We start from the raw sequence: 26510 nt of genomic DNA on the forward strand, positions 1-26510 counted from the left end.
TCGTCTCGCCGCCGACCCCGTGCGAAGGGTGCGTCAGGGGCCGGTGAGGTGGCCCTGTACGACCGGTGCCAGGCGGGCGATGATCCGCTCCGGGTCCGCCGAGGCCAGCGGCTCCGCCTTGATCACGTAACGGAGCACGGCGCACCCCACCAGCTGCGCGGCCGCCAGCTCGGCGCGCAGCTCCGCGTCCGGCAGGTCCAGCCGGGCCGCGATGCGGCGCAGCAGCTGGGCGGCGATCAGGCGGCGGAAGACGGCGGCGGCGGTCTCGTTGTTCAGGGCGGAGCGGACGATGGCCAGCAGCGGAGTACGGGTGGCCGGGTTCTCCCAGAGGCCGAAGAAGAAGCGGGTGAGCCGTTCGCCGACCCCGTCGAGGGGGCCGTCGCCGATCGCCTCGGGGGCTCCGAGGACCGGTGCGAAGGCGACCTCGATGGCCGCCTCGAAGACCTGCTCCTTGGTGCCGAAGTAGTGGTGCACCAGTGCCGGGTCCACGCCCGCCGTCTTGGCGATGCCGCGTACGGACGTCTTCTCGTAGCCGCGCTCGGAGAACTCCTCGCGGGCCGCGGTGAGGATGCGGTCGCGGGTGCCGGCGGACTCCGTGCGCGGTGGACGGCCGCGGCGGCGGGTCCCCCCGCCGGCGTCGCTCACCGCCGGTGCGCCTTCGCCGCCGGGCCCGCCGGGCCCGGTGCGCCCGCCGACGCCAGGTGCAGGCGGGCGAAGGCCAGTGCTTCGGCGAGATCGGCCTCACGTTCGGCGCTGGACATCGCGCGACGGGTGTTGACCTCGATGACGACGTGGCCGTCGAAGCCGGTGTGCGCGAGGTGCTCCAGCACCTCGGCGCAGGGCTGGTCGCCGCGGCCGGGGACGAGGTGTTCGTCCTTGGCGGAGCCCTTGCCGTCGGCGAGGTGGACGTGGCCGAGGCGGTCGCTCATGCGGTCGAGCATGTCGAGGGTGTCGGTGCGGGAGGTGGCGGCGTGGCTGAGGTCGATCGTGAAGTGACGGTAGTCCTCCTTCGTCACGTCCCAGTCGGGGGCGTACGCCTGCATCTCGCGGTCGCGGTAGCGCCAGGGGTACATGTTCTCGACGGCGAACCGCACGTCCGTCTCGTCCGCCATCCGCCAGATGCCGCTGACGAAGTCCCGGGCGTACTGCCGCTGCCAGCGGAACGGGGGGTGGACCACCACGGCGCTCGCGCCGAGTCTCTCGGCGGCGGCGCGGGCGCGCTGGAGCTTGACCCAGGGGTCGGTGGACCAGACGCGCTGGGTGATGAGCAGGCAGGGCGCGTGCACGGCCAGGATCGGCATGCGGTGGTAGTCGCTGAGTCTGCGTAGCGCGTCGATGTCCTGGCTGACCGGATCGGTCCACACCATGACCTCGACTCCGTCGTAGCCGAGGCGCGCGGCGATCTCGAAGGCCGTCGCGGTCGACTCCGGGTAGACGGAAGCCGTCGACAGGGCGACCTTCGCATCCGGGATGCGGACTACGTCCCTTGGTTTTGCCACGGGGGTCAGGTTACGGGGTGGGGTCGGGTGGGTGCGGGGTGCCCTTTCGCCGTTGTGGTGATTGACGTACGGCGAGTGCGGCGCGCTACACCGGGCCCATGTGGTCGAGGCGCCGGAGGATGACTCCCTCTCTGAGTGCCCATGGGCAGATCTCCAGGCTTTCCACGTGGAAGAGGTCCATCGCGGCCTCGGCGACCAGGGCACCGGCCAGGAGCTGGTTCGCGCGGCCCTCGGAGACGCCGGGGAGCTCGGCGCGCTCGGCGGTGGTCATGGCGGCCAGGCGGGGCACCCACGCCTCCAGGGAGGCCCGCTTCAGCTCGCGCTGGACGTAGAGGCCCTCGGCGGAGCGGGCGGCGCCGGCGATGCGGGCCAGCTGCCGGAAGGTCTTGGAGGTGGCGACCACGTGGTCGGGGGCGCCGAAGCGGCTGAAGTCGCCGACCGTGCGGGCGATCTCGGTGCGGACGTGGCGGCGCAGCGCCCTGACGTCGTCCGGGTGGGGCGGGTCGCCGGGCAGCCGGGCGGCGGTCAGCCGGCCCGCGCCGAGCGGCAGCGACACGGCGGTGTCGGGCTCCTCGTCGATGCCGTAGGCGATCTCCAGGGAGCCGCCGCCGATGTCGAGGACCAGCAGCTTGCCCGCGGACCAGCCGAACCAGCGGCGGACGGCGAGGAAGGTGAGCCGGGCCTCCTCGGCGCCGCTGAGGACCGTCAGCTCGACGCCTGTCTCCTCGCGCACGCGCGCGAGGACGTCGTCGGCGTTGCTCGCCTCGCGCACGGCGGAGGTGGCGAACGGCAGCAGGTCCTCGACGCCCTTGTCCTCGGCGGCCTGGAGCGCCTCCCGGACGACGGCGACCAGCCGGTCGACGCCGTCGGGGCCGATCGCGCCGTCCTCGTCGAGGAGCTGGGCGAGGCGCAGTTCCGCCTTGTGCGAGTGGGCGGGCAGCGGGCGCGCGCCCGGGTGTGCGTCCACCACCAGCAGATGCACCGTGTTCGAACCCACGTCGAGGACACCGAGTCTCATGTAAGGAACGCTACTGCCAGCGGGGAGTGCGGCGGTGCCGTCATCCGGCCCGGGCGACTTACCCTGGAGCCGTGCCAAAGACGAAAAAGGCGAAGGACGAAAAGTCGACCAAGAAGGACAAGAAGCACAAAATGGGCGACGAGAAGGGCCTCGACTTCGCGCGCGCGTGGGTGGAGTTTCCGGATCCGGCGGACGACGAGCAGGTCTTCCGGTGCGATCTGACATGGCTGACCTCCCGCTGGAACTGCATCTTCGGCAGCGGCTGCCAGGGCATCCAGGCGGGCCGCGCGGACGACGGGTGCTGTTCGCTGGGCGCCCACTTCTCCGACGAGGACGACGAGAAGCGGGTCGCCGAGAACGTGGCACGGCTCACGCCGGACGTCTGGCAGCACCACGCCGAGGGCACGCGGGACGGCTGGATCTCCGAGGACGACGAGGGCTCCCGGCAGACCCGGCCCTTCCAGGGCTCGTGCATCTTCCAGAACCGGCCCGGTTTCGCCGGGGGCGCGGGCTGCTCGCTGCACATCCTGGCCCTCAAGGAGGGGCGGGAGCCGCTGGAGACCAAGCCGGACGTGTGCTGGCAGCTTCCGGTCCGGCGGACGTACGAGTGGATCGACCGGCCCGACGACACCCGCGTGCTGCAGGTGTCGATCGGTGAGTACGACCGGCGCGGGTGGGGCCCGGGCGGGCACGACCTGCACTGGTGGTGCACCTCGGCGACCTCGGCGCACGGCGCCGGCGACCCGGTGTACGTCTCGTACCGGCCGGAGCTGATCGAGCTGATGGGCAAGGCGGGCTACGACCGGCTGGTCGAGCTGTGCGAGGAGCGGCTGGCCTCGCAGTTGCCCCTGGTGGCACCGCATCCGGCGGACCCGGCCCGCTGAATCCGCTCTACGAGGTGGACGGGCTCGGGTCGCCGTCCTCGCCGGGCGGCGGGGACGAGCCGCCCGTGCCGCCGGTGGGCGACGGGTCGTCGGTGGGTGTCGGGTCCGGGTCGGGCGACGTGGGCGACGGGTCGTCCGTGGGGGTCGGGTCGGGAGGCGCCGAGGTCGACGGGGACGGGTCCGGGTCCGGGCCGGGGTCTGACGGGGGCGGGGAGTCGTCGGGGGTACTGGGGCGCGGGCCCGGGTGGGAAGGGCTGGGCGCGGTGCCGTAGCCCTCGATGGAGACGACGGCGCCGGCGGGTGAGACGGCCACCCGTGCGCTCCAGTGGCCGGACGGTTCCCGCAGGTGGTCGACGTAGACCTTGATCGTCAGCGTCTCGCCGGGGTCGAGGGTGCCCGACGACCGGCTCAGGTACAGCCAGGAGGCGCCGGTGGACGCGGACCAGCGCACCGGTGCGTCGCCGGTCGCGGTCAGGGTGACGAGCGTGGTGTCGCCGTCGTGGCCGGCCGTGACGTCCAGGTGACCGGCGCCCTTCTCGCCCGCGCCGGAGACGCTGACGACCGCCACGGAGACGTCGGCCTTGCCGTTCCTGCCGAAACGGGTGCCGGGGGTGGTGCTCGCGTTGCCCGCGTTCTCGTAGCCGTGGCCGCCGCCCGCCGACTCGCCGTCCAGGCCGTCGGGCCCCTGCGCCTCGCTGGCGCTGGCCGAGCGGCCGTCCTCGCCCTCGACGACCGGGGTGCCGCGGTAGGCCGCCCACAGGGCGAGCACGGGGGCGGCGACGACGGTGGCCACGACGGTCGTGGTGACGGCACGCGCGCGCAGGCGGTCGCGCCGGGCCGCGCGGTCCTTGGGGTCCATCGGGAAGCCGCGCCGGTCGAAGCGGGGTGCGGCGCTCCGCGCGCGCGGGAGGTGCGCCATGGCGACGTGCAGCGCCGCGCGGGGTGCCTCCAGGACGGGCAGCTCGGCGGGCGTGACGCTGGTGCCGGGCCAGCGGCCCGGGATCGCGCGCTCGGCGGTACGGCGGCAGCGCGGGCAGTCGTCGACGTGCCGGACCAGCTCGCGGCGCAGGGCGGCGCTCAGTACGTACTGGTTGTCGCCGGTGAGGCGGGCGACGCCCGGGCAGCCGCCGGTCTCGACGACCGCGAGCGCGGCGCGGGTGCGCTCGACCTCGCAGGCGGCGGAGGCGAGCAGTTCACGGGCGGCGGCCAGATCCATGCCGAGGACGGCGGCGACCTCGTGGGCGGCGAGGTGGTGGCGCACGGCGAGTTCGAGGGCCTCGCGCTGCTCCGGGGTGGTGCCGGCGGCCTCCGGCCAGGCGAGCAGGGCGAGTTCGCGGCGGTGGCGCTGCTGTGCTTCGTCGTTGCCGTCGCGTCCATCGGTGCCGTCGCGTCCATCGATGCCGTCGCGTACGTCGCGTACGTCGTGCGCGGTGGGCGGCGACAGGGGTGCGTGCTGCTGATGGGCGGTGCGCTGCCGGGCGGCGTGGGGGCGGCCCGCCGCGTGGCTGCTCGGACGTTTCTGCTTGGCCTCGGCCAGCTTGCGCAGGCAGGCCCAGCGGGCCAGCGCGTACATCCACGCCCTGCGGTCCCCGGCGGCTCCCGGGCCGCGGTGGCCGCGGCGCTCGGCGAGCGCCAGGACGTCGCCCAGGGCTTCGGTCGCGGCGTCGTGGTCGCAGAGCACGGACAGGCAGTACGTGAACAGGCCGTCCAGATACGCGTCGTAGCGCGCGGGCGGCCGCTGCGCCAGCGTGCGCGCCGCGGTGCGGTCACGCGCTTCCCGGTGCGCCCGGTGTGCGCCGGTCGTGCGGGTCGTGGTCTCCGGACTGCTCCTCATCACTCGGCGACCGTAGGGGGCTATGGGTGGCGCGAACTGGCGCATTGGGCCCTTTTAATCCGTACGGGTGAAACGATCCCTCATAAGGGGACAGGAAGCTGTGGTTCCGTGGCCGGTTCGGGGTGCCGGGTGGTCCGTTCGGGGTGCGGGTGCGATGCCTGCGGCGGCCTGTGCGGGAGGGGTGGGGTGCCGGTAGCGCGGTGCGTTGTGTGTGGGTCGGGGCCGCGCCGGGGGGTGTCCGTCCTCGGAACGGCGCGGAATCGGTCGGCCACAGAAGCGACGGCGCGGACGCGCCAACCGCTGCGGGCGGACACCCCCCGACACGTCCCCTTCTCGCCGTACGCGGCCACCGGTCCGCGTCGCCGGGGGCGGTCGTCGTCCCGCTCCGCCGTCCGGCTGCGGGCCGTCGCGTGCGTGGCCGCTTCGTCGCGGCACGGGTTGTCAGTGGGGGCGGTTACGGTTCGTGCATGGCTGCCCGTGCGAAGTCCACCAAGGAACGGCCGTCCTACCGCTGCACCGAGTGCGGCTGGCAGACGGCCAAGTGGCTCGGCCGCTGCCCCGAGTGCCAGGCCTGGGGCACGGTCGAGGAGTACGGCGCGCCCGCGGTCCGTACGACGACGCCGGGGCGTGTCACCACCTCCGCGCTGCCCATCGGCCAGGTCGACGGCCGTCAGGCGACCGCCCGCTCGACCGGCGTGCCCGAGCTGGACCGGGTGCTCGGCGGCGGACTGGTGCCCGGCGCCGTGGTGCTGGTCGCGGGTGAGCCCGGCGTCGGCAAGTCCACCCTGCTGCTGGACGTGGCGGCCAAGTCGGCGAGCGAGCAGCACAAGACCCTCTATGTCACGGGTGAGGAGTCGGCGAGCCAGGTGCGGCTGCGCGCCGACCGCATCAAGGCCATCGACGACCATCTGTACCTCGCCGCCGAGACCGACCTCGCGGCCGTGCTGGGGCATCTGGACGCGGTCAAGCCCTCCCTGCTGATCCTGGACTCCGTGCAGACGGTCGCCTCCCCCGAGATCGACGGCGCCCCCGGCGGCATGGCACAGGTGCGGGAGGTGGCGGGCGCGCTGATCCGCGCCTCCAAGGACCGCGGCATGTCCACCCTGCTGGTGGGTCACGTCACGAAGGACGGGGCCATCGCCGGTCCGCGGCTGCTGGAGCACCTCGTGGACGTCGTGCTCCACTTCGAGGGCGACCGGCACGCCCGCCTGCGGCTGGTCCGCGGCGTCAAGAACCGGTACGGCACCACCGACGAGGTCGGCTGCTTCGAGCTGCACGACGAGGGCATCACCGGCCTGACCGACCCCAGCGGACTCTTCCTCACCCGCCGCGCGGAACCCGTGCCCGGCACCTGCCTGACCGTCACCCTGGAGGGCCGCCGCCCGCTGGTCGCCGAGGTGCAGGCGCTCACGGTCGACTCCCAGATCCCGTCCCCCCGGCGCACCACCTCCGGTCTGGAGACCTCCCGCGTGTCCATGATGCTGGCCGTCCTGGAGCAGCGCGGCCGCATCAGCGCCCTGGGCAAAAGGGACATCTACTCCGCGACGGTCGGCGGTGTGAAGCTTTCCGAGCCGGCCGCCGACCTGGCCGTCGCGCTCGCCCTCGCCTCGGCCGCCAGCGACACCCCGCTGCCCAAGAACCTCGTCGCGATCGGCGAGGTCGGCCTCGCCGGTGAGGTGAGACGGGTCACCGGCGTGCAGCGCAGGCTCTCCGAGGCGCACCGCCTGGGCTTCACGCACGCCCTGGTGCCGACCGACCCCGGCAGGGTCCCCGACGGTATGAAGGTCCTGGAAGTCGCGGACATAGGGGACGCCCTGCGGGTGCTTCCGCGCTCGCGTCGGCGAGAGGCCCCACGGGAGGACGAGGACCGCCGGTAGACTTTGCCCTGGTCTCGCCCGTCCGTACGACCGAGTGTGCGACAGGGGAGCGCCTGAAGAACCTGCGACCGGAGGAGTGCAGTGGCAGCCAACGACCGGGCAGCAGCTCCCGGAAAGTCCGGTGGGAGTGCCGGTGCCGATGGCCTGATGCGCGCCTCGCTGAGCGCGGTGGCGCCCGGCACGCTCCTTCGGGACGGCCTGGAACGGGTCCTTCGCGGCAATACCGGCGGCCTGATGGTGCTGGGCTCCGACAAGACCGTCGAGTCGATGTGCACCGGCGGTTTCGTACTGGACGTCGAGTTCACCGCGACCCGGCTGCGCGAGCTGTGCAAGCTCGACGGCGGCATCGTGCTGTCCTCGGACCTGTCCAAGATCCTGCGGGCCGGCGTGCAGCTGCTTCCGGACCCGACCATCCCCACGGAGGAAACCGGCACCCGGCACCGTACGGCGGACCGGGTCAGCAAGCAGGTCGGCTTCCCCGTCGTCTCCGTGTCGCAGTCGATGCGGCTGATCGCGCTCTACGTCGACGGCCAGCGGCGTGTGCTGGAGGACTCCGCGGCGATCCTGTCCCGCGCCAACCAGGCCCTGGCGACCCTGGAGCGCTACAAGCTCCGCCTCGACGAGGTCGCGGGCACGCTGTCGGCGCTGGAGATCGAGGACCTGGTGACGGTGCGGGACGTCTCCGCGGTCGCGCAGCGGCTGGAGATGGTGCGCCGCATCGCGACCGAGATCGCCGAGTACGTGGTGGAGCTGGGCACGGACGGACGGCTGCTGGCGCTCCAGCTGGACGAGTTGATCGCCGGCGTGGAGCCCGAGCGCGAGCTGGTCGTGCGGGACTACGTGCCCGAGCCGACCGCCAAGCGCTCCCGCACGGTCGAGGAGGCGCTCGCCGAGCTGGACAAGCTCAGCCACGCCGAGCTGCTCGAACTGTCCACGGTGGCCCGTGCGTTGGGCTACACCGGCTCTCCGGAGACCCTGGACTCGGCGGTGTCGCCGCGCGGCTTCCGGCTGCTGGCGAAGGTTCCGCGGCTGCCCGGCGCGATCATCGACCGGCTGGTGGAGCACTTCGGCGGCCTGCAGAAGCTGCTCGCCGCCAGCGTGGACGACCTCCAGACGGTGGACGGCGTCGGCGAGGCGCGGGCGCGCAGCGTGCGGGAGGGTCTGTCGCGGCTGGCGGAGTCGTCGATCCTGGAGCGGTACGTCTGAGGACTGCCGTACGAGCAGTGCCGTACGAGCAGTCCCTCACGAGTCGGCGCGGCCGGGGCCGCGTCGGCGCCGGGCCTCGTCAGGGGCTCAGTCGCTCTTCAGCACGAACGACGTCCGCACCTTCTCGAACCCGGCCGCCTTGGCCTCCACCAGGTACGTCCCCGCCTTGGCCGACCCCGCCGGGGGCGTCCCGCACTCGGGGGCGCTCGGCTTGCGGTCCCACTTCACGGTGTAGGCGATGCCGCTGCCGGCGGCCACCCGGTACCGCAGACTCCCCGCGCCCTTGACGCAGTCGTCGGAGGACCAGTAGGCGTCGTCGCCCTCGGCCGGCGTGATCGTCAACACCGCGTGCTTCGGGCCGAGATCGACCTTGCAGTCGCTGCCGGAGGTGTTCCGCGCGGTCAGTTCGAAGGTGGGGGTCTGACCAGGCGTGTAGTTGTTGCGGACACTGCGCAGGCTCAACTTCACCGCGCCCGGGGTGCAGTTGGGCAAGGCGGAGCCACCCGGCAGCGCGTCACCCGCGCCGACACCGGTCGCCGCCCCGCCCGCGGAACCGCCTCCGCCGGCACTGCCCGACCCGCCGGCTCCGTCATCGCCGCCACCGGACTCACCGCCGCCGGAACCGGACCCGTCACCGCCGGAGCCCGAGCCGGAACCCGAGCCCGAACCGCTGGAGTCCCCGCTCCCCGACTCGTCACGCCCACCCGGCGCCTCACTGATCGCCGGCCCGGAACCCGAGGGCCCCGGAGTGATCGAGGGCGCCGGATTCTTGCCGTTCGCGCCGTCCTCGCGGCCATTGCCGCCGCCACCGCCGCCGGCGACCACGATCCACGTGATCAACAGCGCCAACAGGGCGAACAGGGACAGCAGTACGGCCCTCCGTCGCCAGTAGATGGAGGAGGGAAGCGGCCCGACCGGATTGCGCAGAGATCCCACGGCGCAAACTGTACGAGAGATCGGCGCGTTCCCTTGTCCCACCCGCCGTTCAGGCCCGCAACTTTTACGGATCATCATTCCGGAGACCGTCCCGGACCCCTGCCGATCGTCAGGTGCCGCACATGTCGATCGCAGGGTGTGACCGAATCGCCCGGCCGCCTACCGTCCGTGAGCATGACCTTCGAGGACGACGAGCTGTACCGCGACATCACCGACTTCGCCCACGACACCCCGACATGGGTCCAGCACGCGGCGGAGGTGTGGACGGAGGCCGGAATCCTGTTGTTCGGCGCGCTGTTCGTCGTCGCCTGGTGGCGCTCGCGCCGCGACAGCCCGCACGCGTTCGCGACAGCGGTCCTTGCACCTGTGGCCACGGCTGTGGCGTATGTGTGCAGTGAGCTGCTCAAGTCCGGTTTCACACAGGAGCGTCCGTGCCGGGCGGTCGCCGAGGCGGTGCCGTCCCTGGCCGCATGCCCGCCGACCGGTGACTGGTCCTTCCCGAGCAACCACGCGACGATAGCGGGCGCTTCGGCCGTCGCCCTCGCCCTGGCCCTGGTCCGGCGGGCGGTCATCTGGATCACGGCTCCGCTCGCCCTGCTGATGGCCTTCTCCCGGGTTTTCGTCGGCGTGCACTACCCGCACGACGTCGCCGCCGGGCTGCTGCTCGGCGCCGTCGTCGCCGCCACGGCCGTACTCCTGGGCAGGCGTCCGGCGACGCGGCTGGCCGAGGCGATGCGCGCGTCGTCGGCACCCGCGGTGCGGTGGCTGACCGGGCCGGGCCAGGCCGCCGACACCGACGTCGGCACCGCGACCGCCACCGGCACCGCGTACGTCACCTCGCACCGGCGGCGCTGAGGCGCGTAGGCGTTCAGGCGTCCGTCTCGACCAGTCCCGCCTCGTACGCGACGATCGCGGCCTGGACCCGGTTGCGTACCTCCAGCCGGTCCAGGACCGCGCTCACGTACGCCTTCACCGTGCCCTCGACGAGGTGCAGCCGGGCGGCGATCTCCGGGTTGGACAGGCCGGCGCCGACGAGGCCGAGCACCTCGCGCTCGCGGGGGCTGAGGCGCGCCACGCGCGCGCGGGCGTGTTCCTCGCGGGCGAGCCGGCCGCCGCCACCGCCCCTGCCGAGGTCCTCGACGACGTACCGGGCGACCTTCGGGGAAAGGAAGGCGGCGCCCTCGGCCACGGCCCGTACGCCCGCCATCAGTTCGTAGGGGTCCCCGGACTTGAGCAGGAAGCCGGTGGCACCGCCGGCCAGGGCCTGGGCCACGTAAGACTGTTCGGAGAAGGTGGTCAGCATGGCGACCGCCGTGCCGGGGACGGTCCGTACGATCTCCCGCGCGGCCGCGAGTCCGTCCAGGCGGGGCATGCGGATGTCCAGCAGGGCGACGTCGGGGCGGTGGGCACGGGCCAGTTCGACCGCCTCGCGGCCGTCCCCCGCCTCGGCGACGACCTCGCTCTCCCCGCCGCTCGCCAGGATGGCGCGCACGCCGGCCCGCACCATCGCCTCGTCGTCGGCCAGCAGTACCCGGATCACCGTGCGGACTCCTCGTGTCGCTCGTAGGGCTCGCGCCCCTCGCCGGACGGTCCGGCGCGGGGGATGACGTCCTTGGCGGCCAGGCGCCCCTCCTCGTCGAAGCAGAGCCGGAAGTGGTCGACGGAGACGAGGAGTTCACCGCTCGACCGGTAGTAGCGGCAGTCGGCGTCCTTCGGGGGCGCGGGGGCGCGTTCGACGGGCGGGTCGTTGACCGCGCGGTCCGGCAGTACGGGGGCGACCTCGTCGTGCGGCGTGCCCAGGCGCAGTTCCGCGTACGCGGCGGGGCTGAGCACCGAGTGCGTCTCGGTGTACGCGTACCAGCCGAAGGCGGCGCCGACCAGGACGACGCCCGCACCGGCGGCGGCGCCCAGGCCGAGGGCGACGCGGCGGCGGGCGCGGGCGAAGGGCGCCGAAGGGGCGGGGGCCGGGGCGGGGGTCGGGGCCGGGGTCGGTGCCGGGGTCGGTGCCGGGGCAGGGGTCTGCTGGGCGGGGACGTACGCCCGGACTCGGAAGCCGTCCCCGTGCGGTCCCGCGTCGAAGTCGCCGCCGGCCGAGGCGACGGCGGCGCGCAGCCCGAGCAGGCCCGAACCGCCCGACGAAGGGAACGCCTCCTGGGCGGCCGGTCCGTTGGTGACGGTGACCGTCGTGCCGCGTGCCTGCCCGGTGACCGCTACGACCACGGGGGCGCCCGGCGCGTGCCGGGCCGCGTTGGTCAGGGCCTCGCGCACCACCCGGTGCAGCAGGCGTTCGGTGATGCCGCCGGGCTCCGGGGCCGGGGCGGTGGTGTCGTCCCGCGGTTCCCAGCGGACGGGGAGTCCCGATTCGGCGGCGCGGGCGACGAGGTCCTCGACGCTCTCGCCCGCCGGGGCCAGCGGGGCGGGTTCGTCGTCGACGGACACCTCGCGCAGTACGCCGATGATGCGGTGCAGGTGGTCGGTGGCGTCGGCGGCGGCGACGCGCAGGTCGGCCGCGGCGGCACGGTGGTCGGCGGCGAGGCCCGGTGCGACCTGGAGGGCCGCGGCGCGCAGGGCGAGCAGGCTCAGTTCGTGGCCGAGGGAGTCGTGCATGTCCTGGGCGATCCGGGCCCGTTCGCGCAGTCTGGCCCGCTCCTCGGCGTGCCGCTGTTCGTCCTCCAGCCGGGCGGCCCTGAGCCAGCCGGCCTCGGCGAGCGCCCGGCTCTGCCGCCAGTAGCGTCCGCCGAGCCAGGGGAAGACGCAGCCGAAGAGCAGCGTGCCGGTCAGGACCAGCCACTCGGGCGCCGGGTCGACTCCGACCAGCGCGATCCGCGCCGTGCCGACGACACCGGCACCGACGAAGCCGGCCACCGCGGGGCGCGGCCGCCGCGCGCGCAGGCCGAGCAGCAGGGCGAAGACGCCGAGGGCGGGGCCGTAGGAGACGCTGAACAGAGCCGGGGCCGCGGCGAGACTCAGGCCCGCCGCCAGCGCGAAGGCGGCGAGCGGCTGCCGCCGGGACAGCGCGACGGCCACGGCGAGCACTCCCAGGCCGGCCAGCTGCTGCCAGAGGGGCCGCGGCTCGTTCATCCCGAGCCGGTCCGCGGTGACCGCGGGAAGGGCTAGGGCGGCCCACAGGAGGGCGCCGCTGCCGAGGGCGGCGAGGCGGGCGGGCCCGACGCCTTCACCGACGCGCCCGCCGCCGGCCCCGGCGTCGTCGGCCGGGCGGGTTGTGTTCACGGGCCGACGCTACAAGCGGGCGGCGGGGCGGCGCCCCTGCCGATCGTCAGGGGTCGTGGCCGATACCGGGTGGCGGTGCGCCCGCGCGGTGGTCCTCCCGTGGCAGGATCGGAGGGTCATGACTGCGCCCACGAAGCCCTCGCACAACGGCCCCTCCGACCCCGCCGCGACCCCGGCCTCCGCCGCCGTCCCGGTCGGTGAGCGGGCCGCGTCCGGTGTGCCGCTGCACGCCCCCGTCATCGACTGGTTCGACGAGCACGCCCGCGATCTGCCGTGGCGGCGCCCGGAGGCCGGCGCGTGGGGCGTGATGGTCAGTGAGTTCATGCTCCAGCAGACGCCGGTGAGCCGTGTCCTGCCCGTCTACGAGCAGTGGCTGGCCCGCTGGCCGCGCCCCGCCGACCTCGCCGCGGAGGCGCCCGGCGAGGCCGTCCGCGCCTGGGGCCGGCTCGGCTACCCGCGTCGCGCCCTGCGCCTGCACGGCGCCGCCGCGGCCATAACGGAACGGCACGGCGGCGACGTACCGGCGGACCACGCCCAGCTGCTGGCGCTGCCCGGCATCGGCGAGTACACGGCCGCCGCGGTCGCCTCCTTCGCCTACGGCCAGCGGCACGCCGTACTGGACACCAACGTCCGCCGGGTGTTCGCCCGGGCGGTCACCGGTGCGCAGTACCCGCCGAACGCCACCACCGCCGCCGAGCGGAAGCTGGCGCGGGCGCTGCTGCCGGAGGACGAGGCGAGCGCCGCCCGCTGGGCCGCCGCCTCCATGGAGCTGGGCGCGCTCGTCTGCACGGCGAAGAACGAGTCGTGCCACCGCTGCCCGATCTCGGACCGGTGCGCCTGGCGGCTGGCCGGCAAGCCCGCGCACGACGGGCCGCCACGGCGCGGCCAGACGTACGCGGGTACCGACCGGCAGGTGCGCGGCCGGCTGCTCGCGGTGCTGCGGGAGGCGCACGGGCCGGTGCCGCAGGCGGCCCTCGACCAGGTCTGGCACGAACCGGTCCAGCGCGCACGGGCCCTGGACGGCCTCGTCGCCGACGGTCTGGTGGAGCCGCTGGCGGACGGGCTGTACCGGCTGCCGCTGAGCTGACGTACGGCCGGAGCGCAGCGGTGAGCACAGCCGTGGCGGGGACTTTCGTGACAAGTCACATAGCGGGTGAATCGGTCATTACCCACCCCAAGTGGTCTGTCGTTCCAGCCGGTTCCTCCTTCCGTTACACAACCGACGGACAGCCGAGGGCCCCCCGCAGGCTGCCTCGCACAGCGCCGTGACAACGCTTCCCTAACTTCGTTTCCGTGCCCCGCAGGCACAGCAGGGCTACGGATCGGAAGGCGGTTGACATGGGCGAGGTGCTCGAGTTCGAGGAGTACGTCCGGACCCGGCAGGACGCGCTGCTGCGCAGCGCCCGGCGCCTGGTCCCGGATCCCGTGGACGCCCAGGACCTGCTGCAGACCGCGCTGGTGCGCACGTACCGCCGCTGGGAGACCATCGAGGACAAGCGGCTGGCGGACGCCTACCTGCGCCGGGTGATGATCAACACGCGTACCGAGTGGTGGCGGGCGCGGAAGCTGGAGGAAGTGCCGACCGAGCAGCTCCCGGAGTCGTGCGTGGACGACTCCACCGAGCAGCACGCGGACCGCGCCCTGCTGATGGACGTCATGAAGGTGCTCGCCCCGAAGCAGCGCAGTGTCGTGGTGCTGCGACACTGGGAGCAGATGTCCACGGAGGAGACCGCCGCCGCCCTCGGCATGTCGGCGGGAACGGTCAAGAGCACGCTGCACCGGGCGCTCGCCCGGCTCCGTGAGGAGCTGGTCGCCCGCGATCTGGACGCACGGGCGCTGGAGCGTGAGGAGCGGGAGCGTTGCGCGGCCTGACCGTCGGTCGATCACCCGGGGATACCCGGAGGAGTACGCAGGGTACGCAGGCGGCGAGTACGGCGGTGGTCGTGCTCGTCGCCCTCGGCCTTTCCCTCTCCGGCTGCGGCGCGGGCGGCACCGGCGCCCGTGACGAGGGGCCGGCCCACGCGGACGCGGTGGCGGGCGCCGCCTCCTCCTCGCCCACGACCTCCCCCTCCAAGGCTCCCGACCGGGTGGACGCGGTCCGGCTCGTCAAGGCCGACCCCAAGGTCTCCGCCGAGGTCAAGCGCGAGCTGAAGCCGTGCGTCGCCGACGAGTATCCCGTCGACGTGTCGTACGGGGAGCTGACCGGAGGGTCGGGATCGGCCGAGGACGTCGTCGTCAACGTGCTGACGTGCGGTGACGCGGTCGGTGTGGGCAGTTACGTGTACCGCGAGGAGGACGGCGCGTACCAGAATGTGTTCAAGGCCGAGGAGCCGCCGGTCTACGCGGAGATCGACCGCGGCGACCTGGTGGTGACCAAGCAGGTGTACGAGAAGGGCGACCCGGTGTCCAGTCCGTCCGGCGAGAACGTGATCACGTACCGCTGGGCCTCGGGCCGGTTCGACGAGGAGTTCCGCACCCACAACGACTACAGCAACGCCGCCGGGAACGTGCCGACCCCGGCCCCGGAACCGGACAGCTGACGCGCACGGTGAGAGAACCGGCCGACCCGCGTGAACCGATCGGGCCGCCCGGACCGATGGAGACATGAAGACCGGCGGGGACGTGAACCCCGGCGGAGAAATGAACGCGGCGCACGCCCCCCGCGTCTACCGAGTGACCGCACACGAGGACTGAGAGCACCCGGATGGCAGACCAGACCCACGTCCTGTTCGTCGAGGACGACGACGTCATCCGCGAGGCCACCCAGCTCGCCCTGGAGCGGGACGGCTTCGCGGTCACCGCGATGCCCGACGGGCTGTCGGGCCTGGAGGCGTTCCGGGCCGACCGCCCCGACATCGCGCTCCTCGACGTCATGGTCCCCGGTCTGGACGGCGTGAGCCTGTGCCGCCGCATCCGGGACGAGTCCACCGTGCCGGTGATCATGCTGTCCGCGCGGGCGGACTCCATCGACGTCGTACTGGGGCTGGAGGCCGGCGCCGACGACTACGTCACCAAGCCGTTCGACGGGGCCGTGCTGGTCGCCCGGATCCGCGCGGTGCTGCGCCGCTTCGGGCACGCGGGCGGCGGCGACCGCGGGGACGCGGGTGCCGCCGCCGACACCGGGGGCGTGCTCGCCTTCGGCGAGCTGGAGGTCGACACCGACGGCATGGAGGTGCGCCGGGCCGGGCGGCCGGTGGCGCTCACCCCTACCGAGATGCGGCTGCTGCTGGAGTTCTCCTCCGCGCCGGGCACGGTGCTCTCGCGCGACAAGCTCCTGGAGCGCGTGTGGGACTACGGCTGGGGCGGTGACACCCGCGTCGTCGACGTCCATGTGCAGCGACTGCGCACCAAGATCGGCCAGGACCGTATCGAGACGGTCCGCGGCTTCGGCTACAAGCTGAAGGCCTGAGCGGGGATTCGGGGATACAGGGACATGCGGGGGTTCTTCCGTACGAGGCTGAGCATCCGTACCGGGCTGCGCTGGAAGCTCAGCGCTGCCATCGCGCTGGTCGGCGCGCTGGTGGCGGTGGCGCTGAGCCTGGTCGTGCACAACGCGGCCCGGGTGTCGATGCTGGACAACGCGCGTGACCTCGCGGACGACCGGGTCCTGATCGCCCAGCGCAACTACGAGCTGTCCGGACGGCAGAACTTCCCGAACGCCAAGATCGACGACCCCGAGCTGCCCGCGGAGCTGCGCCGCAAGGTCGAGAACGGGCGGCGGGCGACGTACGTCGCCGAGCGGGCCGACGGGGTGACGGACATTTGGGCCGCCGTGCCGCTCAAGGACGGGCACGTGATGTCCCTGCACTCCGGGTTCACCGACCGCAGCGCGGACATCCTCAAGGACCTCGACCAGGCCCTGGTCATCGGGTCCATCGCGGTCGTCCTCGGCGGCAGCGCGCTCGGCGTGCTCATCGGCGGCCAGCTGTCGCGCCGGCTGCGCAAGGCCGCCGCCGCCGCGCACCAGGTCGCCAACGGCGAGCCGGACGTCCGCGTGCGGGACGCCATCGGCGGGGTCGTCCGGGACGAGACCGACGACCTCGCGAGCGCCGTGGACGCGATGGCGGACGCCTTGCAGAAGCGGCTGGATGCCGAGCGCCGGGTCACCGCGGACATCGCGCACGAGCTGCGCACCCCGGTGACCGGCCTGCTCACCGCCGCCGAACTGCTGCCGCCGGGCCGCCCGACCGAGCTGGTCCTCGACCGCGCGAAGGCGATGCGGACGCTGGTCGAGGACGTCCTGGAGGTGGCCCGGCTCGACGGGGCCTCGGAGCGGGCCGAGCTGCAGGACATCATGCTGGGCGACTTCGTGTCCCGGCGGGTGGCGGCCAAGGACCCGGACGTGGAGGTGCGGGTGATCCACGAATCGGAGGTCACCACCGACCCGCGACGCCTGGAACGCGTGCTGATCAACCTGCTCGCCAACGCGGCCCGGCACGGCCGGCCCCCCGTCGAGGTCAGCGTCGAGGGCCGGGTGATCCGGGTCCGCGACCACGGGCCGGGCTTCCCCGAGGCCCTCCTCGCCGAGGGCCCGAGCCGCTTCCGCACCGGCAGCACGGACCGGGCGGGCCGCGGGCACGGGCTGGGCCTGACCATCGCGGCCGGTCAGGCGCGGGTACTGGGCGCCCGGCTCACCTTCCGCAACGTACGGCCCGCCGGCGCCCCGGAGCACGTACCGGCCGAGGGCGCGGTCGCCGTGCTGTGGCTGCCGGAGCACGCGCCGACGAACACCGGGAGCTACCCGATGCTGCCGGACCGGGCCCACAGCGGCTCCCCGGGCCGGTCCTAGCCCCGCTCGGCTGCTCAGCCACTCAGCCACTCAGCAGGCGAAGTCCTGGTCCATGTCGAGGCCGCCCTCGCGGGGCTGGGTGAAGGAGAACCAGTTGCCGGAGTCGTCGCGGAAGAGGGCCTCCGTGCCGTACGGGCGCTCCTGCGGCTCCTGGAGGAACTCGACCCCGCGGTCCTTGAGCTTCTTGTAGTCGCCGTGGATGTCGTCGGTGGTCAGCACGCCGGCCCCGAGTGCGCCCTTGGCGACCAGCTTCTTGATCATCTCGGCGGACTCGGGGTCCATCGAGGGTCCGGACGGGACCATCAGCGTCAGTTCGACGTCGGGCTGGTTCGGGGAGCCGACGGTCAGCCAGCGCATGCCGCCCTCGCCCATGGTCATGTCGGTGCGGACCTCCAGGCCCAGCTTCTCGGTATAGAACTTCCTGGCCCGGTCCTGGTCGAGGACCCAGACGGTCGAGATGGCGAGACCCTTGATCATGGCGTGCTCCTGTTTGTTCGCGCTGCCTCGGCGGCCGTTCCCGCTTGCCCTGCCACGGTAGGCAGCGGGGGTCTCAGTCCGCTTCTCCGGAATTGCGCCGCACTCCGCCGGCCCAGTGCATGACGTAGCAGCCGGGTATGAGGGCGGTGCCCCGGCCCACGTGCTTCGTCCGGTACTCGCTCGGGGTCAGTCCGGTCCACGCCTTGAACCGGGTGGAGAAGGTGCCCAGGCTGCTGAAGCCGACCAGGTGGCAGATCTCGGTCACGGACAGGTTGGCGGTGCGCAGCATGTCCTCGGCGCGCTCGATACGGCGGCGGGTGAGGTACTGGCCCGGTGTCTCGCCGTACGCCTCCTTGAAGGCGCGCAGGAAGTGATACCGGGAGTACCCGGCGTGCGCGGCCACGGCGTCGAGATCGAGCGCCGGGTCGGCCCAGTCCCGGTCCATGGCGTCCTTCGCCAGCCGCAACTGCCGCAGCTTGTCCATACGCCGATGGTGGCACGGGCCACTGACAGCGGCCGGTGGAGGCACGGGCGGTGTCAGAGGCCGTCCGTAGGCTTGGGCGCCATGGGGATACGGATCGACGCAGAGGTGAGTTACCCGGTCAACGACGAGGTGGAGCGGGTGCTCGGGTTGGCCGAGGCCGTCGGTGAGCCGATCACGGTCACGTTCGTGTGGGAGGGAGGCCGGCCTTCGGAACACGCGGTGCTCGTGCCCGCGGCGACGCTGGCTCTGTGGGAGCACTGGGCTCCCGCCGCCTACCCGCCGAGGGTCGCCGCCGACCGGGCCGCGCCGGAGGAGAAGGAGGAGCCGGAGCTGGCTCATCCGGCGGAGTACGGCGCCTTCACGCTCTACCGCCGCCGCGTGGGAGGGCGCACGGCGGTCGCGCGTGACGGCCTGGTGGTCGCCGAGCTGCTGGAACCGGCCGAGGCCCACTGGCTGGAGGAGCAGGCCCGCAACGTCCGCCAGGGCTTCATGGACCCGAAGCAGAAGGCGGCGTTCGAGGAGTTCCTCGCCCGGCAGGCCGCCCTGGAGGAGTGACGGACGCGGCGGCGGCGCTAGCGCAGACCGCCGACGAACGCCTGCCAGGCACCGGCCCCGACGGTGACGACCGGGCCGGACGGGTTCTTGCTGTCGCGCACGGGGACGGCGCCGGTGGGGCAGTTGTCGGCGACCTCGACGCAGTCACCTCCGGTGTTTCCGCTGTACGAGGAGGTGCGCCAGGCGGCGCCGCCGGTGACGGTGCACTCGATGCATTCGCCGCCGGTACTTCCGCTGTAACTGGACTTACGCCACTGGCTGTTCCTCTGGCTGGGAGCCGTGTCCATAGCGTTCCTCCATCACCCGCATGATCAGTTCCGCCGAATCCTCCACGGAGAGGGCGGCAGCCTGCAAGCGAGCGTAACGGAGAGCGGCTTCCCTGATGGTCTCGGAATTTGCCGTCATGTGGCCGGAGATGAGGTCCTCCGTGTAGATGATGTCCGGGTTGTCGTCGAAGCGCATGGTGGTGAACGCCCCGTCCAGACTCGCGTGAGCCCCCGCCTCGTTCGGCAGCACCTGCACATGCATCCACCGGTGACCGGCGAACTCCAACAGCCGGGCCAGTTGCCGCCGCATGACCTCGGGGCCGCCGATCGGCCGGTGCAGTACCGCCTCGTCCAGCACCACCCAGGCCAGCGGCGGCTGTTCACGCTCCAGAATGCGCTGGCGTTCCATCCGGGCGGCCACCAGGCCTTCCAAGTCGTCCGGCATGCCGGTGGCGAGCACCGCCCGCGCATACTCCTCCGTCTGCAACAGCCCGTAGACCAACTGCGCCTGATACGTCGAGATGTACGCCGCCTTCGCCTCCATCTCCGCGTACGGCTGAAACCACGTGGGGAGTTGGCTGCGCAGCACCAGCCCGATCAGCCGGGAGAACAAACCGTCCGTGCCCAGCGCGGCGTCCACCCGCTCGGAGAAGTCCCGCGTCGGGACCTTCTTCGTCGTCTCGATCTGGCCGACCAGTGACCCGGTGCAGAAGATGATCTCGCCGAGCTGGCCCTGCCGGAGGCCGTGCGCCTCGCGCTGGCGGCGCAGTTCCCAGCCGTAGTAGTCGAGGGGGGAAGCGGTCGGGTCGAGGGACTGGATGTTGGCCACTGCGGCACCTCTCTCCGGGACTGCGGACGGCAACACCTCACGGCGTTCGTTCCTGTGCGTAGTCGAGCGTACGCAGCGCGTCGCAGCCTTGTGGTGTGAATCACGCAACCGGTCCGCAGGCGGCGGACGTCGAGAGCCAGTACCACGCCGAGTTCGCCATGGGCGCGCACTCGGCCCGTCATCTGCGCCGCGTGCTGCGGCTGTACCTCGTCCGCTCGGGCCTGCGGGACGTGGCCGACGCCGCCGAGCTGGCGCTCACGGAGCTGGTCGCCAACGTCGTACGGCACGTGCCCGGCCGCCGTTGCCGGGTGTGCTTCCTGCTGTACCCCGGCGGAGTGCGCGTGGAGGTCGCCGACAGCTGCCCGGGACTGCCCGTTCCGGCGGTTGCCGACACGCTGAGCGACGGTGGGCGCGGGCTCGTGATCGTCGCGGCGGTGGCCGACCGGTGGGGTGTCACGCCGTATGCCGACGGGCAGGGCAAGACGGTGTGGTTCGAGTGCGGCCGTGACTGACCGGCCCACGACGAAGGCCTCCGGGTGACCGAACCACCCGGAGGCCCTGTCGCAGGCGGAGCGGGGACTCACACCGCTTCGGTCACCGGTGCCTTCGCCGCGGCGGTGTCGCCGTCGCCGTCGGCCGGGGCGTCGGCCGTCTTCGGGCCCGTCCCCTTCAGCGGGACCTCCTTGACGAAGACCGCCGCGACCAGGGCGACCACCGCCACCAGGGCGCCGAGCAGGAACGCGCCGTGGGTGCCGGAGGACACCGCCTGCTGGTAGGCCTCGCGGGTCATCGTCGGCAACTTCTCCAGCGCGTCCGCGGTCAGCGTCGCCGACTGCTCGGTCACCTTGGCTCCCGCCGGGGCCTTCTCCGCCATGACGTCCTGCACCCGGTGGTTGAACAGGGCGCCCATGATCGCTACGCCGAAGGAGGAGCCGAGGGTTCGGAAGAGGGTGGCGGAGGAGGACGCGACGCCCATGTCCTTCATCTCCACGCTGTTCTGCGCCACCAGCATGGTGATCTGCATCAGGCAGCCCATGCCGAGACCGACGACGGCCATGTACACCCCGGAGGTGAAGCGGCTGGTGTCGGTGTCCATGAGCGAGAGCAGGTACAGGCCGAGGGTCATCAGGGCGCCGCCCACCACCGGGAAGATCTTGTAGCGCCCGGTGCTGGTGGTGACCCGCCCGGAGACGATCGACGTGACGAGCATCGCGCCCAGCATCGGCAGGAGCAGCAGCCCGGAGTTGGTGGCGGACGCGCCCTGCACCGCCTGCTGGTACAGCGGCAGGAAGAGGGTGGCGCCGAACATCACGAAGCCGACGATGAAGCCGATGAGGGACATCAGCGTGAAGTTGCGGCTGCGGAAGATGTGCAGCGGCATGATCGGCTCGGCGGCCCGGGTCTGCCAGAACACGAACCCGACCAGCGCGGCGACGCCGATGCCGATCAGTTCCATGATCCGCGCGGAGGTCCAGGCGTACTCGGTGCCGCCCCAGGTGGTGACGAGCACGATGGCGGTGATGCCGACGGTCAGCAGCGCGGCGCCCAGGTAGTCGATGCGCGCCTGGCTGCGCTTCTTCGGCAGGTGCAGTACGGCGCTGACGGCGACCAGCGCGACCGCGCCGAGCGGGATGTTGATGTAGAAGGACCAGCGCCAGCCCCAGTGGTCGGTGATGGTGCCGCCGACCAGCGGTCCGCCGATCATCGCCAGCGCCATGACGCCGGCCATCATGCCCTGGTACTTACCGCGCTCCCGCGGCGGTATCAGGTCGCCGATGATGGCCATGACGCCCACCATCAGACCGCCGGCGCCGAGGCCCTGGACGGTGCGGAAGCCGATGAGCTGGCCCATGTCCTGGGCCATGCCGCTGAGCACCGAGCCGATCAGGAAGATCACGATCGACGTCATGAAGACGCCCTTGCGCCCGTACATGTCGCCGAGCTTGCCCCAGAGCGGGGTGGAGGCCGCGGTCGCGAGGGTGTAGGCGGTGACGACCCAGGAGAGGTGCTCCAGGCCGCCCAGCTCGCCCACGATCGTCGGCATCGCGGTGCCGATGATCATGTTGTCGAGCATCGCGAGCATCATCGCGATCATGAGCGCGAGCAGGACGACCCGTACGCTCCTCGGCTGCTTGCCGCCGGCCTCGCCGGCTTGTACTCCCGGCGCGTCCACGCCTGCTCCTGGTGTGTCCGCCATCGCTCCCACTCCCCCAGCTGCCCGCTGTTCCGCTCGCCTACTTACTTGCCGCCCGGCAAGTTGACTACACTCGGGAAGGTAGACGCGTAACTAGCCGGTCGTCAAGTAAGTTTTTCGGAAAGTGCGCGGAGCAGGAAGTGCGTAGGAGGATGGGCGGCACGATGGACGGCACCAAGCAGCAGCGACGCCGCGGGAACACCCGCCAGCGCATCCAGGACGTGGCACTCGAACTCTTCGCCGAGCAGGGGTACGAGAAGACCTCGCTGCGCGAGATCGCCGAGAGCCTGGACGTCACCAAGGCCGCGCTCTACTACCACTTCAAGACCAAGGAAGAGATCCTCGTCAGCATCTTCGAGGACCTCTCACGGCCCATGGAGGACCTGATCGCGTGGGCGCGTGAGCAGCCGCACACCCTGGAGACCAAGCAGGAGATCATCCGCCGCTACAGCGAGGCGCTGGCGGGCGCGGCACCGCTGTTCCGCTTCATGCAGGAGAACCAGGCGACGGTGCGGGACCTGCGCATCGGCGAGATGTTCAAGACCCGCATGCTCGGCCTGCGCGACAGCCTCATCGACCCGGAAGCGGACCTGGTCGACCAGGTCCGCTGTGTCAGTGCGCTGTTCACGCTGCACGCCGGGATGTTCGTCCTGAAGGACCTCGAAGGCGACCCCGAGGAACAGCGCGCGGCTGTTCTCGAGGTCGCCACCGATCTGGTCACCCAGGCGCACCGGGGCTCGTCAGGCGCGTAGCCCTGCTCCTCAGACGGTCACGCCCTTGGACCGCAGGAAGGAGACCGGGTCGACGGCCGAGCCGTAGTTCGGGGTCGTACGGATCTCGAAGTGCAGGTGCGGGCCGCTGGAGTTGCCGGTGTTGCCGGACTTGGCGATGGACTGGCCGGTCTTCACGATCTGGCCGGCCTTCACGTTGATCTTGGACAGGTGCGCGTACTGGGAGTACGTGCCGTTGCCGTGCTTGATCACGATCGCGTTGCCGTAGGCGGGGCCGTCACCGGCGCCGTTGCCACCGGCCTTGACGACGGTGCCGCCGTGCGCGGCGACGACGTTGGTGCCGATCGGCACGGCGAAGTCCTGGCCGCTGTGCTTGGAGGCCCACATGCCGCCGTTCTGGGCGAAGCTCGCGGTCAGCTTGTACTTCTTGACCGGGTCCACCCAGGAGGCGGCCTTCTTCTTGGTGGCCGTCTTCTTGGCGGCGACGGTCTTCGCGCCGGCCTTCTCGGCCTTCGCCGCCTTGGCCTGCGCCGCGGCCTGGGCCTCGACGGCGCTCGCGGCGGTGGAGGTGCTGGAAGCCGCCGTGGTGCCGGTGGCGGCCGCGACCCCGGCTCCCAGTGCGACCGAGGCTCCGAGGCCTGCGGCCATCACCGCGGCGCGGGTGCGGATGGTCGTACGGGAAGAACAGGACGTGACACGCGGGAACATTCGAACCTCATGGGGACGGGTGCAGAGGAAAGCCCCTCCGGCGGGACGCACAGGGCGCTCGTCGGGCGGGCTCCACCTTGGTAACCCGGCGGGCCCGAACCGCACAAAGGTGTGACCTACGACGCTATTTAGTACTTCAGCACGAAACTTCACGAGTCTCGACAGAGCCCTCATTCTGGACAAAACCAGCTCAGAGCCCCGGAAACCGACCACCACTCTGGTCCGATGTGTCCGTTTTCGTAGTTCTTGCGGCGTCCACTATTCCTCGTAGTACAGGCCGGATCGCCTGTGCGGCATGTCACCGGCGGCCATGATCGACGGGCCGGTGAATGTGACGGGGGCTACTCCCGTACCGGCTAACCCGCCCCCCTCTCAAGGGCGTTCACCTAGGCTCGGAACATGGTCGACGTCACAGCACTCGGGGCCCGTGTCGCGTCCAGCGCGGTCGCTCCACTCGTCCGCAGACTCTTCGTCCGGGACGGGCCGGGGGCCGGGCTCGTCGACCGGCCGGTGCGGATATCGGCGCTGGTGTCCTTCCGGAGCGAGAAGCGGAGCGTCACGCCCAGGGACGTCGACAAGGTCGCCGCAGAGCTGGTCCGCAGGGCGCTCGCGGCGGCCGGCCCGCGGGAGCGGCCCGTCGACGCCGCCGAGGCGACGGCCGTCAAGGACGCCCTGGCCCGCACCCTCGCCCGGCTCGGCGAGATCACCGTCGAGGACTACGAGGCCGTCGGACTCGGGCCGGACCGCTTCGCCCGCGAGCTGCGTACGAACGTGCCGCTGTCCCCGTACGGCCTGGGCGAGGGCGGCCTGCTGCTGTACGAGCGGCTGCTGCACACCGCCTCGCTGCACATCCTGAACTTCCTCACCCAGCGCTCCACCTACGTCGCCCGCCAGCAGACCGTCCAGACCCAGCAACTGGCCCGGCTGGTCCAGGCCGTCGACGTACTCCTGGAACGCCTGCCGTCCCAGTCGGCCGAGGACGCCGGCTTCGAGGAGCGTTACGCGGACCACATCGCCGACCGGTACGGCACGCTCACCATCTACGGGCTGGACGCCGGCACCCGTGAGTGGCCGCTGGACACGGCGTACCTGAGCCTCGCGGCGACCCGGGCGCAGGCCGCGCCGGACGGCCGCCGGGAGGGGGCGCACCCGGCCATGGCCGCCGAGCAGGTGCTCGCCGGGCACGACCAGGTGTTCCTGCGCGGCGCCGCCGGCTCCGGGAAGACGACCCTCGTGCAGTGGCTCGCAGTGACGGCGGCGAGCCGTGCCTACGACCACGGGCTCACCCACCTCATCGGGCGGGTGCCCTTCGTGCTGCCGATGCGCCGGATCGTCCGGCCGGGGGCCGAGCTGCCCTTTCCCGGCGACTTCCTGCGAGCGATGGGCGCGCCCGTCGCCGGGGAACAGCCGCCGGGGTGGGCCGAGCGCGTGCTGCGGGCCCGGCGCGGGGTGCTGCTGGTGGACGGCATCGACGAGATCACCGGCGACCGCCGCGCCGCCGCCCGGCGCTGGCTGCGGGAGCTGGTACGGGCCTTCCCGGGCAACCTGTGGCTGGTCACCTCCCGCCCCTCGGCCGTACCGGCGGACTGGCTGGCCGCGGAAGGCTTCCACGAACTCGGCCTCGCCCCGATGGGGCGGGCGGAGGTCGACACGTTCGTAAGGCGCTGGCACCGCGCGGCCGACGCCGACGAGTCGGTCGGCGAGGCGCTGCTGCGGTCCGTGCGGACCACCTCCGAGCTGAACGGCCTGGCCACCAACCCCCTTATGTGCGGCATGCTCTGCGCCCTGCACCGCGACCGGCGCGGCTTCCTGCCCCAGGACCGCAGGTCCCTGTACGAGGCGGCCCTGACCATGCTCCTGGAGCGCCGGGACCGGGAACGCGAACTGCACGCGCCCGACGGGACGCGGCTGCCGTACGCGGTCCAGGTACAGCTGCTGCAGAAGCTGGCCTGGTGGCTGATCCGTAACGGCCGGTCGGAGATGGACCTGGACGAGGCGCTCGGCATCGTGGACCGGGCGCTGCCCGCGCTGAGCCTGGACGGCGCCGGTGCGCGGGAGGTGTATCACACCCTGCTGCTGCGCTCGGGTCTGTTGCGCGAGCCCGCCGAGGGCAGGGTCGACTTCCTCCACCGCACCTTCCAGGACTACCTGGGCGCCCGGCTGGCGGTACAGGAGATGGACTTCGACCTGCTGGTCAACCAGGCGGACAACGACACCTGGCAGGACGTGATCCTGCTCGCCCTCGCCCACGCCCGGCCCAGGGAGGCGGAGCACATGCTGCGCCGACTGACGGACCGGGGCACGCTGCGCACCGACCTCGTGGCCGCCGCCGGGCTCCGCTACGCGGCGGAGGTGGAGCCGGGCGTGCGCAAGCGGGTGGAGGAGCGGCTGGCGGCGCACATCCCGCCGAACGGCTACGACGAGGCGCGGGAGGTGGCCGAGGCCGCGGGTGATCTGGTGCTGACGCTGCTGCCAGGGCCGGAGGAGGTCAGCCACGTCGTTGCCGCGTGGGTGGTCAGTGCGGCCGTGCAAGTGGGCAGCGATGCCGCGCTGCACTTCCTGACGGGTTTCCGGGAACATCCGGGGCCGGTCGTCCAGACCGTCTTGGCCGCGGCCTGGCACCGCTTCGACCGGGACCAGTACGCGCGGGAGATCCTCGCCCACCTGCCGCGGCAGGAGATGGTGGACGTATCCACGGCCGACGACCTGCGCGCCTTGCGCTCGCTGGGCGGATGGGAGCACATCTTCGTCCGGGGCGCCTACCGGGTGGAGGACCTGACCGAACTCGTCGTCGCCGAGTGCCTCACCCATCTCTCCCTGGAGGCCCCGCACCCGGTCGAGGGACTGACCTGGCTGTCGGCCTTCCCCCGCCTGGAGACCGTCTCACTGTTCACGGGCCCGGACGAGACCTGGACCCGGCAGGTCCCGGCCGGAGTGCGGCTCCGGTACCCGGCCCTGTCCCCGTCCCACGACCACCAGGGGTAACCCGCAT

At 72.5% G+C, this 26510-nt stretch carries 26 protein-coding genes; 13 read left to right on the forward strand and 13 right to left on the reverse strand.

What is annotated here, in order from left to right; genetic code table 11:
* Positions 1-33: 33 nt before the first annotated feature.
* The 3 genes from RI578_RS17525 to RI578_RS17535 form a co-directional block, all read right to left on the reverse strand.
* The gene (locus RI578_RS17525; protein WP_310871949.1) at positions 34-645 is read right to left on the reverse strand and encodes a TetR family transcriptional regulator; all 612 of its coding nucleotides are present in this window, start codon (positions 643-645) and stop codon (positions 34-36) included.
* Positions 642-1499: a sugar phosphate isomerase/epimerase gene (locus RI578_RS17530; RefSeq protein ID WP_310871950.1), complete on the reverse strand. Its 858-nt coding sequence runs from the start codon at positions 1497-1499 to the stop codon at positions 642-644. Before RI578_RS17530 ends, RI578_RS17525 begins: the two co-directional genes overlap by 4 nt.
* An 85-nt stretch (positions 1500-1584) precedes the next feature.
* Positions 1585-2517 carry a Ppx/GppA phosphatase family protein gene (locus RI578_RS17535; RefSeq protein ID WP_121748395.1) on the reverse strand — a complete coding sequence of 311 codons (933 nt, stop codon included), beginning with the start codon at positions 2515-2517 and terminating at the stop codon, positions 1585-1587.
* A gap of 71 nt (positions 2518-2588) precedes the next feature.
* On the opposite strand from RI578_RS17535, the gene RI578_RS17540 reads away from it, so the two are divergent.
* The gene (locus RI578_RS17540) at positions 2589-3401 is read left to right on the forward strand and encodes a hypothetical protein (protein ID WP_310871951.1); all 813 of its coding nucleotides are present in this window, start codon (positions 2589-2591) and stop codon (positions 3399-3401) included.
* A 7-nt stretch (positions 3402-3408) separates the two neighbouring features.
* Here RI578_RS17540 and RI578_RS17545 read toward each other — a convergent pair whose 3' ends face one another.
* A complete protein-coding gene (locus tag RI578_RS17545) occupies positions 3409-5235 on the reverse strand; it encodes a BACON domain-containing protein (RefSeq protein WP_310871952.1) in 1827 nt (608 codons plus the stop codon).
* 467 nt (positions 5236-5702) lie between these two features.
* Between RI578_RS17545 and radA the strand changes: the two genes are divergently transcribed.
* Together radA and disA are read left to right on the forward strand one after the other, a co-directional pair.
* A complete protein-coding gene (gene radA, locus RI578_RS17550) occupies positions 5703-7112 on the forward strand; it encodes a DNA repair protein RadA (protein WP_121748392.1) in 1410 nt (469 codons plus the stop codon).
* An 81-nt stretch (positions 7113-7193) separates the two neighbouring features.
* Positions 7194-8318 carry a DNA integrity scanning diadenylate cyclase DisA gene (gene disA, locus RI578_RS17555; protein WP_121748391.1) on the forward strand — a complete coding sequence of 375 codons (1125 nt, stop codon included), beginning with the start codon at positions 7194-7196 and terminating at the stop codon, positions 8316-8318.
* An 87-nt stretch (positions 8319-8405) separates the two neighbouring features.
* Here the strand turns inward: disA and RI578_RS17560 are convergent, their stop codons facing one another.
* The gene (locus RI578_RS17560; protein ID WP_310871953.1) at positions 8406-9254 is read right to left on the reverse strand and encodes a hypothetical protein; all 849 of its coding nucleotides are present in this window, start codon (positions 9252-9254) and stop codon (positions 8406-8408) included.
* A 174-nt stretch (positions 9255-9428) separates the two neighbouring features.
* Between RI578_RS17560 and RI578_RS17565 the strand changes: the two genes are divergently transcribed.
* The gene (locus tag RI578_RS17565) at positions 9429-10109 is read left to right on the forward strand and encodes a phosphatase PAP2 family protein (RefSeq protein ID WP_310871954.1); all 681 of its coding nucleotides are present in this window, start codon (positions 9429-9431) and stop codon (positions 10107-10109) included.
* 13 nt (positions 10110-10122) lie between these two features.
* On the opposite strand, the gene RI578_RS17570 is transcribed toward RI578_RS17565, so the two are convergent.
* Both RI578_RS17570 and RI578_RS17575 read right to left on the reverse strand, forming a co-directional pair.
* Complete coding sequence (locus tag RI578_RS17570; RefSeq protein ID WP_121748388.1) at positions 10123-10794, reverse strand: response regulator transcription factor; 672 nt, start codon at positions 10792-10794, stop codon at positions 10123-10125.
* Positions 10791-12485: a histidine kinase gene (locus RI578_RS17575; RefSeq protein WP_310871955.1), complete on the reverse strand. Its 1695-nt coding sequence runs from the start codon at positions 12483-12485 to the stop codon at positions 10791-10793. Before RI578_RS17575 ends, RI578_RS17570 begins: the two co-directional genes overlap by 4 nt.
* Positions 12486-12603: 118 nt before the next feature.
* Here RI578_RS17575 and RI578_RS17580 point away from each other — a divergent pair, with 118 nt between their 5' ends.
* From RI578_RS17580 to cseC, 5 genes are all read left to right on the forward strand, one after another.
* Positions 12604-13572, forward strand: a complete 969-nt coding sequence (locus RI578_RS17580; RefSeq protein WP_310871956.1) for an A/G-specific adenine glycosylase — start codon at positions 12604-12606, stop codon at positions 13570-13572.
* A 251-nt stretch (positions 13573-13823) separates the two neighbouring features.
* Positions 13824-14357: a SigE family RNA polymerase sigma factor gene (locus RI578_RS17585; protein WP_121748386.1), complete on the forward strand. Its 534-nt coding sequence runs from the start codon at positions 13824-13826 to the stop codon at positions 14355-14357.
* The gene (locus RI578_RS17590; protein WP_383555309.1) at positions 14345-15025 is read left to right on the forward strand and encodes a hypothetical protein; all 681 of its coding nucleotides are present in this window, start codon (positions 14345-14347) and stop codon (positions 15023-15025) included. Before RI578_RS17585 ends, RI578_RS17590 begins: the two co-directional genes overlap by 13 nt.
* A gap of 164 nt (positions 15026-15189) precedes the next feature.
* The gene (gene cseB / locus RI578_RS17595) at positions 15190-15894 is read left to right on the forward strand and encodes a two-component system response regulator CseB (protein ID WP_210964507.1); all 705 of its coding nucleotides are present in this window, start codon (positions 15190-15192) and stop codon (positions 15892-15894) included.
* 24 nt (positions 15895-15918) lie between these two features.
* Complete coding sequence (cseC, locus tag RI578_RS17600) at positions 15919-17274, forward strand: two-component system sensor histidine kinase CseC (RefSeq protein ID WP_310871958.1); 1356 nt, start codon at positions 15919-15921, stop codon at positions 17272-17274.
* Between the two features lie 30 nt (positions 17275-17304).
* Here the strand turns inward: cseC and RI578_RS17605 are convergent, their stop codons facing one another.
* Positions 17305-17751, reverse strand: coding sequence for a VOC family protein (locus RI578_RS17605; protein ID WP_310871959.1), 447 nt, complete (start codon positions 17749-17751; stop codon positions 17305-17307).
* Between the two features lie 73 nt (positions 17752-17824).
* Positions 17825-18235, reverse strand: a complete 411-nt coding sequence (locus tag RI578_RS17610) for a helix-turn-helix transcriptional regulator (RefSeq protein WP_107478775.1) — start codon at positions 18233-18235, stop codon at positions 17825-17827.
* Positions 18236-18316: 81 nt separating this feature from the next.
* Here RI578_RS17610 and RI578_RS17615 point away from each other — a divergent pair, with 81 nt between their 5' ends.
* Positions 18317-18790, forward strand: a complete 474-nt coding sequence (locus RI578_RS17615) for a hypothetical protein (RefSeq protein ID WP_310871960.1) — start codon at positions 18317-18319, stop codon at positions 18788-18790.
* A gap of 17 nt (positions 18791-18807) precedes the next feature.
* On the opposite strand, the gene RI578_RS17620 is transcribed toward RI578_RS17615, so the two are convergent.
* Positions 18808-19077, reverse strand: a complete 270-nt coding sequence (locus RI578_RS17620) for a DUF397 domain-containing protein (protein WP_310871961.1) — start codon at positions 19075-19077, stop codon at positions 18808-18810.
* A complete protein-coding gene (locus tag RI578_RS17625) occupies positions 19037-19885 on the reverse strand; it encodes a helix-turn-helix transcriptional regulator (RefSeq protein WP_310871962.1) in 849 nt (282 codons plus the stop codon). Before RI578_RS17625 ends, RI578_RS17620 begins: the two co-directional genes overlap by 41 nt.
* A gap of 95 nt (positions 19886-19980) precedes the next feature.
* Between RI578_RS17625 and RI578_RS17630 the strand changes: the two genes are divergently transcribed.
* Complete coding sequence (locus RI578_RS17630; protein WP_399060505.1) at positions 19981-20397, forward strand: ATP-binding protein; 417 nt, start codon at positions 19981-19983, stop codon at positions 20395-20397.
* A gap of 68 nt (positions 20398-20465) precedes the next feature.
* On the opposite strand, the gene RI578_RS17635 is transcribed toward RI578_RS17630, so the two are convergent.
* Positions 20466-22082 carry an MDR family MFS transporter gene (locus tag RI578_RS17635; protein ID WP_310871963.1) on the reverse strand — a complete coding sequence of 539 codons (1617 nt, stop codon included), beginning with the start codon at positions 22080-22082 and terminating at the stop codon, positions 20466-20468.
* A 149-nt stretch (positions 22083-22231) separates the two neighbouring features.
* On the opposite strand from RI578_RS17635, the gene RI578_RS17640 reads away from it, so the two are divergent.
* Positions 22232-22831, forward strand: coding sequence for a helix-turn-helix domain-containing protein (locus RI578_RS17640; RefSeq protein WP_310871964.1), 600 nt, complete (start codon positions 22232-22234; stop codon positions 22829-22831).
* 9 nt (positions 22832-22840) lie between these two features.
* Here RI578_RS17640 and RI578_RS17645 read toward each other — a convergent pair whose 3' ends face one another.
* Complete coding sequence (locus tag RI578_RS17645) at positions 22841-23518, reverse strand: M23 family metallopeptidase (protein ID WP_310871965.1); 678 nt, start codon at positions 23516-23518, stop codon at positions 22841-22843.
* Positions 23519-23917: 399 nt separating this feature from the next.
* Here RI578_RS17645 and RI578_RS17650 point away from each other — a divergent pair, with 399 nt between their 5' ends.
* On the forward strand, positions 23918-26503 hold the full coding sequence (locus tag RI578_RS17650; RefSeq protein WP_310871966.1) for an NACHT domain-containing protein: 2586 nt from the start codon (positions 23918-23920) through the stop codon (positions 26501-26503).
* Positions 26504-26510 lie beyond the last annotated feature (7 nt).

Source organism: Streptomyces sp. BB1-1-1, assembly GCF_031597775.1.
GTDB lineage: Bacteria > Actinomycetota > Actinomycetes > Streptomycetales > Streptomycetaceae > Streptomyces > Streptomyces thinghirensis.

Excerpts from the sequence above, each read along its gene's own strand:
- RI578_RS17620 (WP_310871961.1), bottom strand. The coding sequence starts at position 19,077 with ATGGACACGGCTCCCAGCCAGAGGAACAGCCAGTGGCGTAAGTCCAGT.
- RI578_RS17605 (WP_310871959.1), bottom strand. The coding sequence starts at position 17,751 with ATGATCAAGGGTCTCGCCATCTCGACCGTCTGGGTCCTCGACCAGGAC.
- RI578_RS17545 (WP_310871952.1), bottom strand. The coding sequence starts at position 5,235 with ATGAGGAGCAGTCCGGAGACCACGACCCGCACGACCGGCGCACACCGG.
- RI578_RS17650 (WP_310871966.1), top strand. The coding sequence starts at position 23,918 with ATGGTCGACGTCACAGCACTCGGGGCCCGTGTCGCGTCCAGCGCGGTC.
- RI578_RS17580 (WP_310871956.1), top strand. The coding sequence starts at position 12,604 with ATGACTGCGCCCACGAAGCCCTCGCACAACGGCCCCTCCGACCCCGCC.
- cseC (WP_310871958.1), top strand. The coding sequence starts at position 15,919 with ATGCGGGGGTTCTTCCGTACGAGGCTGAGCATCCGTACCGGGCTGCGC.
- RI578_RS17615 (WP_310871960.1), top strand. The coding sequence starts at position 18,317 with ATGGGGATACGGATCGACGCAGAGGTGAGTTACCCGGTCAACGACGAG.
- RI578_RS17565 (WP_310871954.1), top strand. The coding sequence starts at position 9,429 with ATGACCTTCGAGGACGACGAGCTGTACCGCGACATCACCGACTTCGCC.
- RI578_RS17535 (WP_121748395.1), bottom strand. The coding sequence starts at position 2,517 with ATGAGACTCGGTGTCCTCGACGTGGGTTCGAACACGGTGCATCTGCTG.
- cseB (WP_210964507.1), top strand. The coding sequence starts at position 15,190 with ATGGCAGACCAGACCCACGTCCTGTTCGTCGAGGACGACGACGTCATC.
- RI578_RS17610 (WP_107478775.1), bottom strand. The coding sequence starts at position 18,235 with ATGGACAAGCTGCGGCAGTTGCGGCTGGCGAAGGACGCCATGGACCGG.
- RI578_RS17635 (WP_310871963.1), bottom strand. The coding sequence starts at position 22,082 with ATGGCGGACACACCAGGAGCAGGCGTGGACGCGCCGGGAGTACAAGCC.
- RI578_RS17640 (WP_310871964.1), top strand. The coding sequence starts at position 22,232 with ATGGGCGGCACGATGGACGGCACCAAGCAGCAGCGACGCCGCGGGAAC.
- radA (WP_121748392.1), top strand. The coding sequence starts at position 5,703 with ATGGCTGCCCGTGCGAAGTCCACCAAGGAACGGCCGTCCTACCGCTGC.
- RI578_RS17585 (WP_121748386.1), top strand. The coding sequence starts at position 13,824 with ATGGGCGAGGTGCTCGAGTTCGAGGAGTACGTCCGGACCCGGCAGGAC.
- RI578_RS17645 (WP_310871965.1), bottom strand. The coding sequence starts at position 23,518 with ATGTTCCCGCGTGTCACGTCCTGTTCTTCCCGTACGACCATCCGCACC.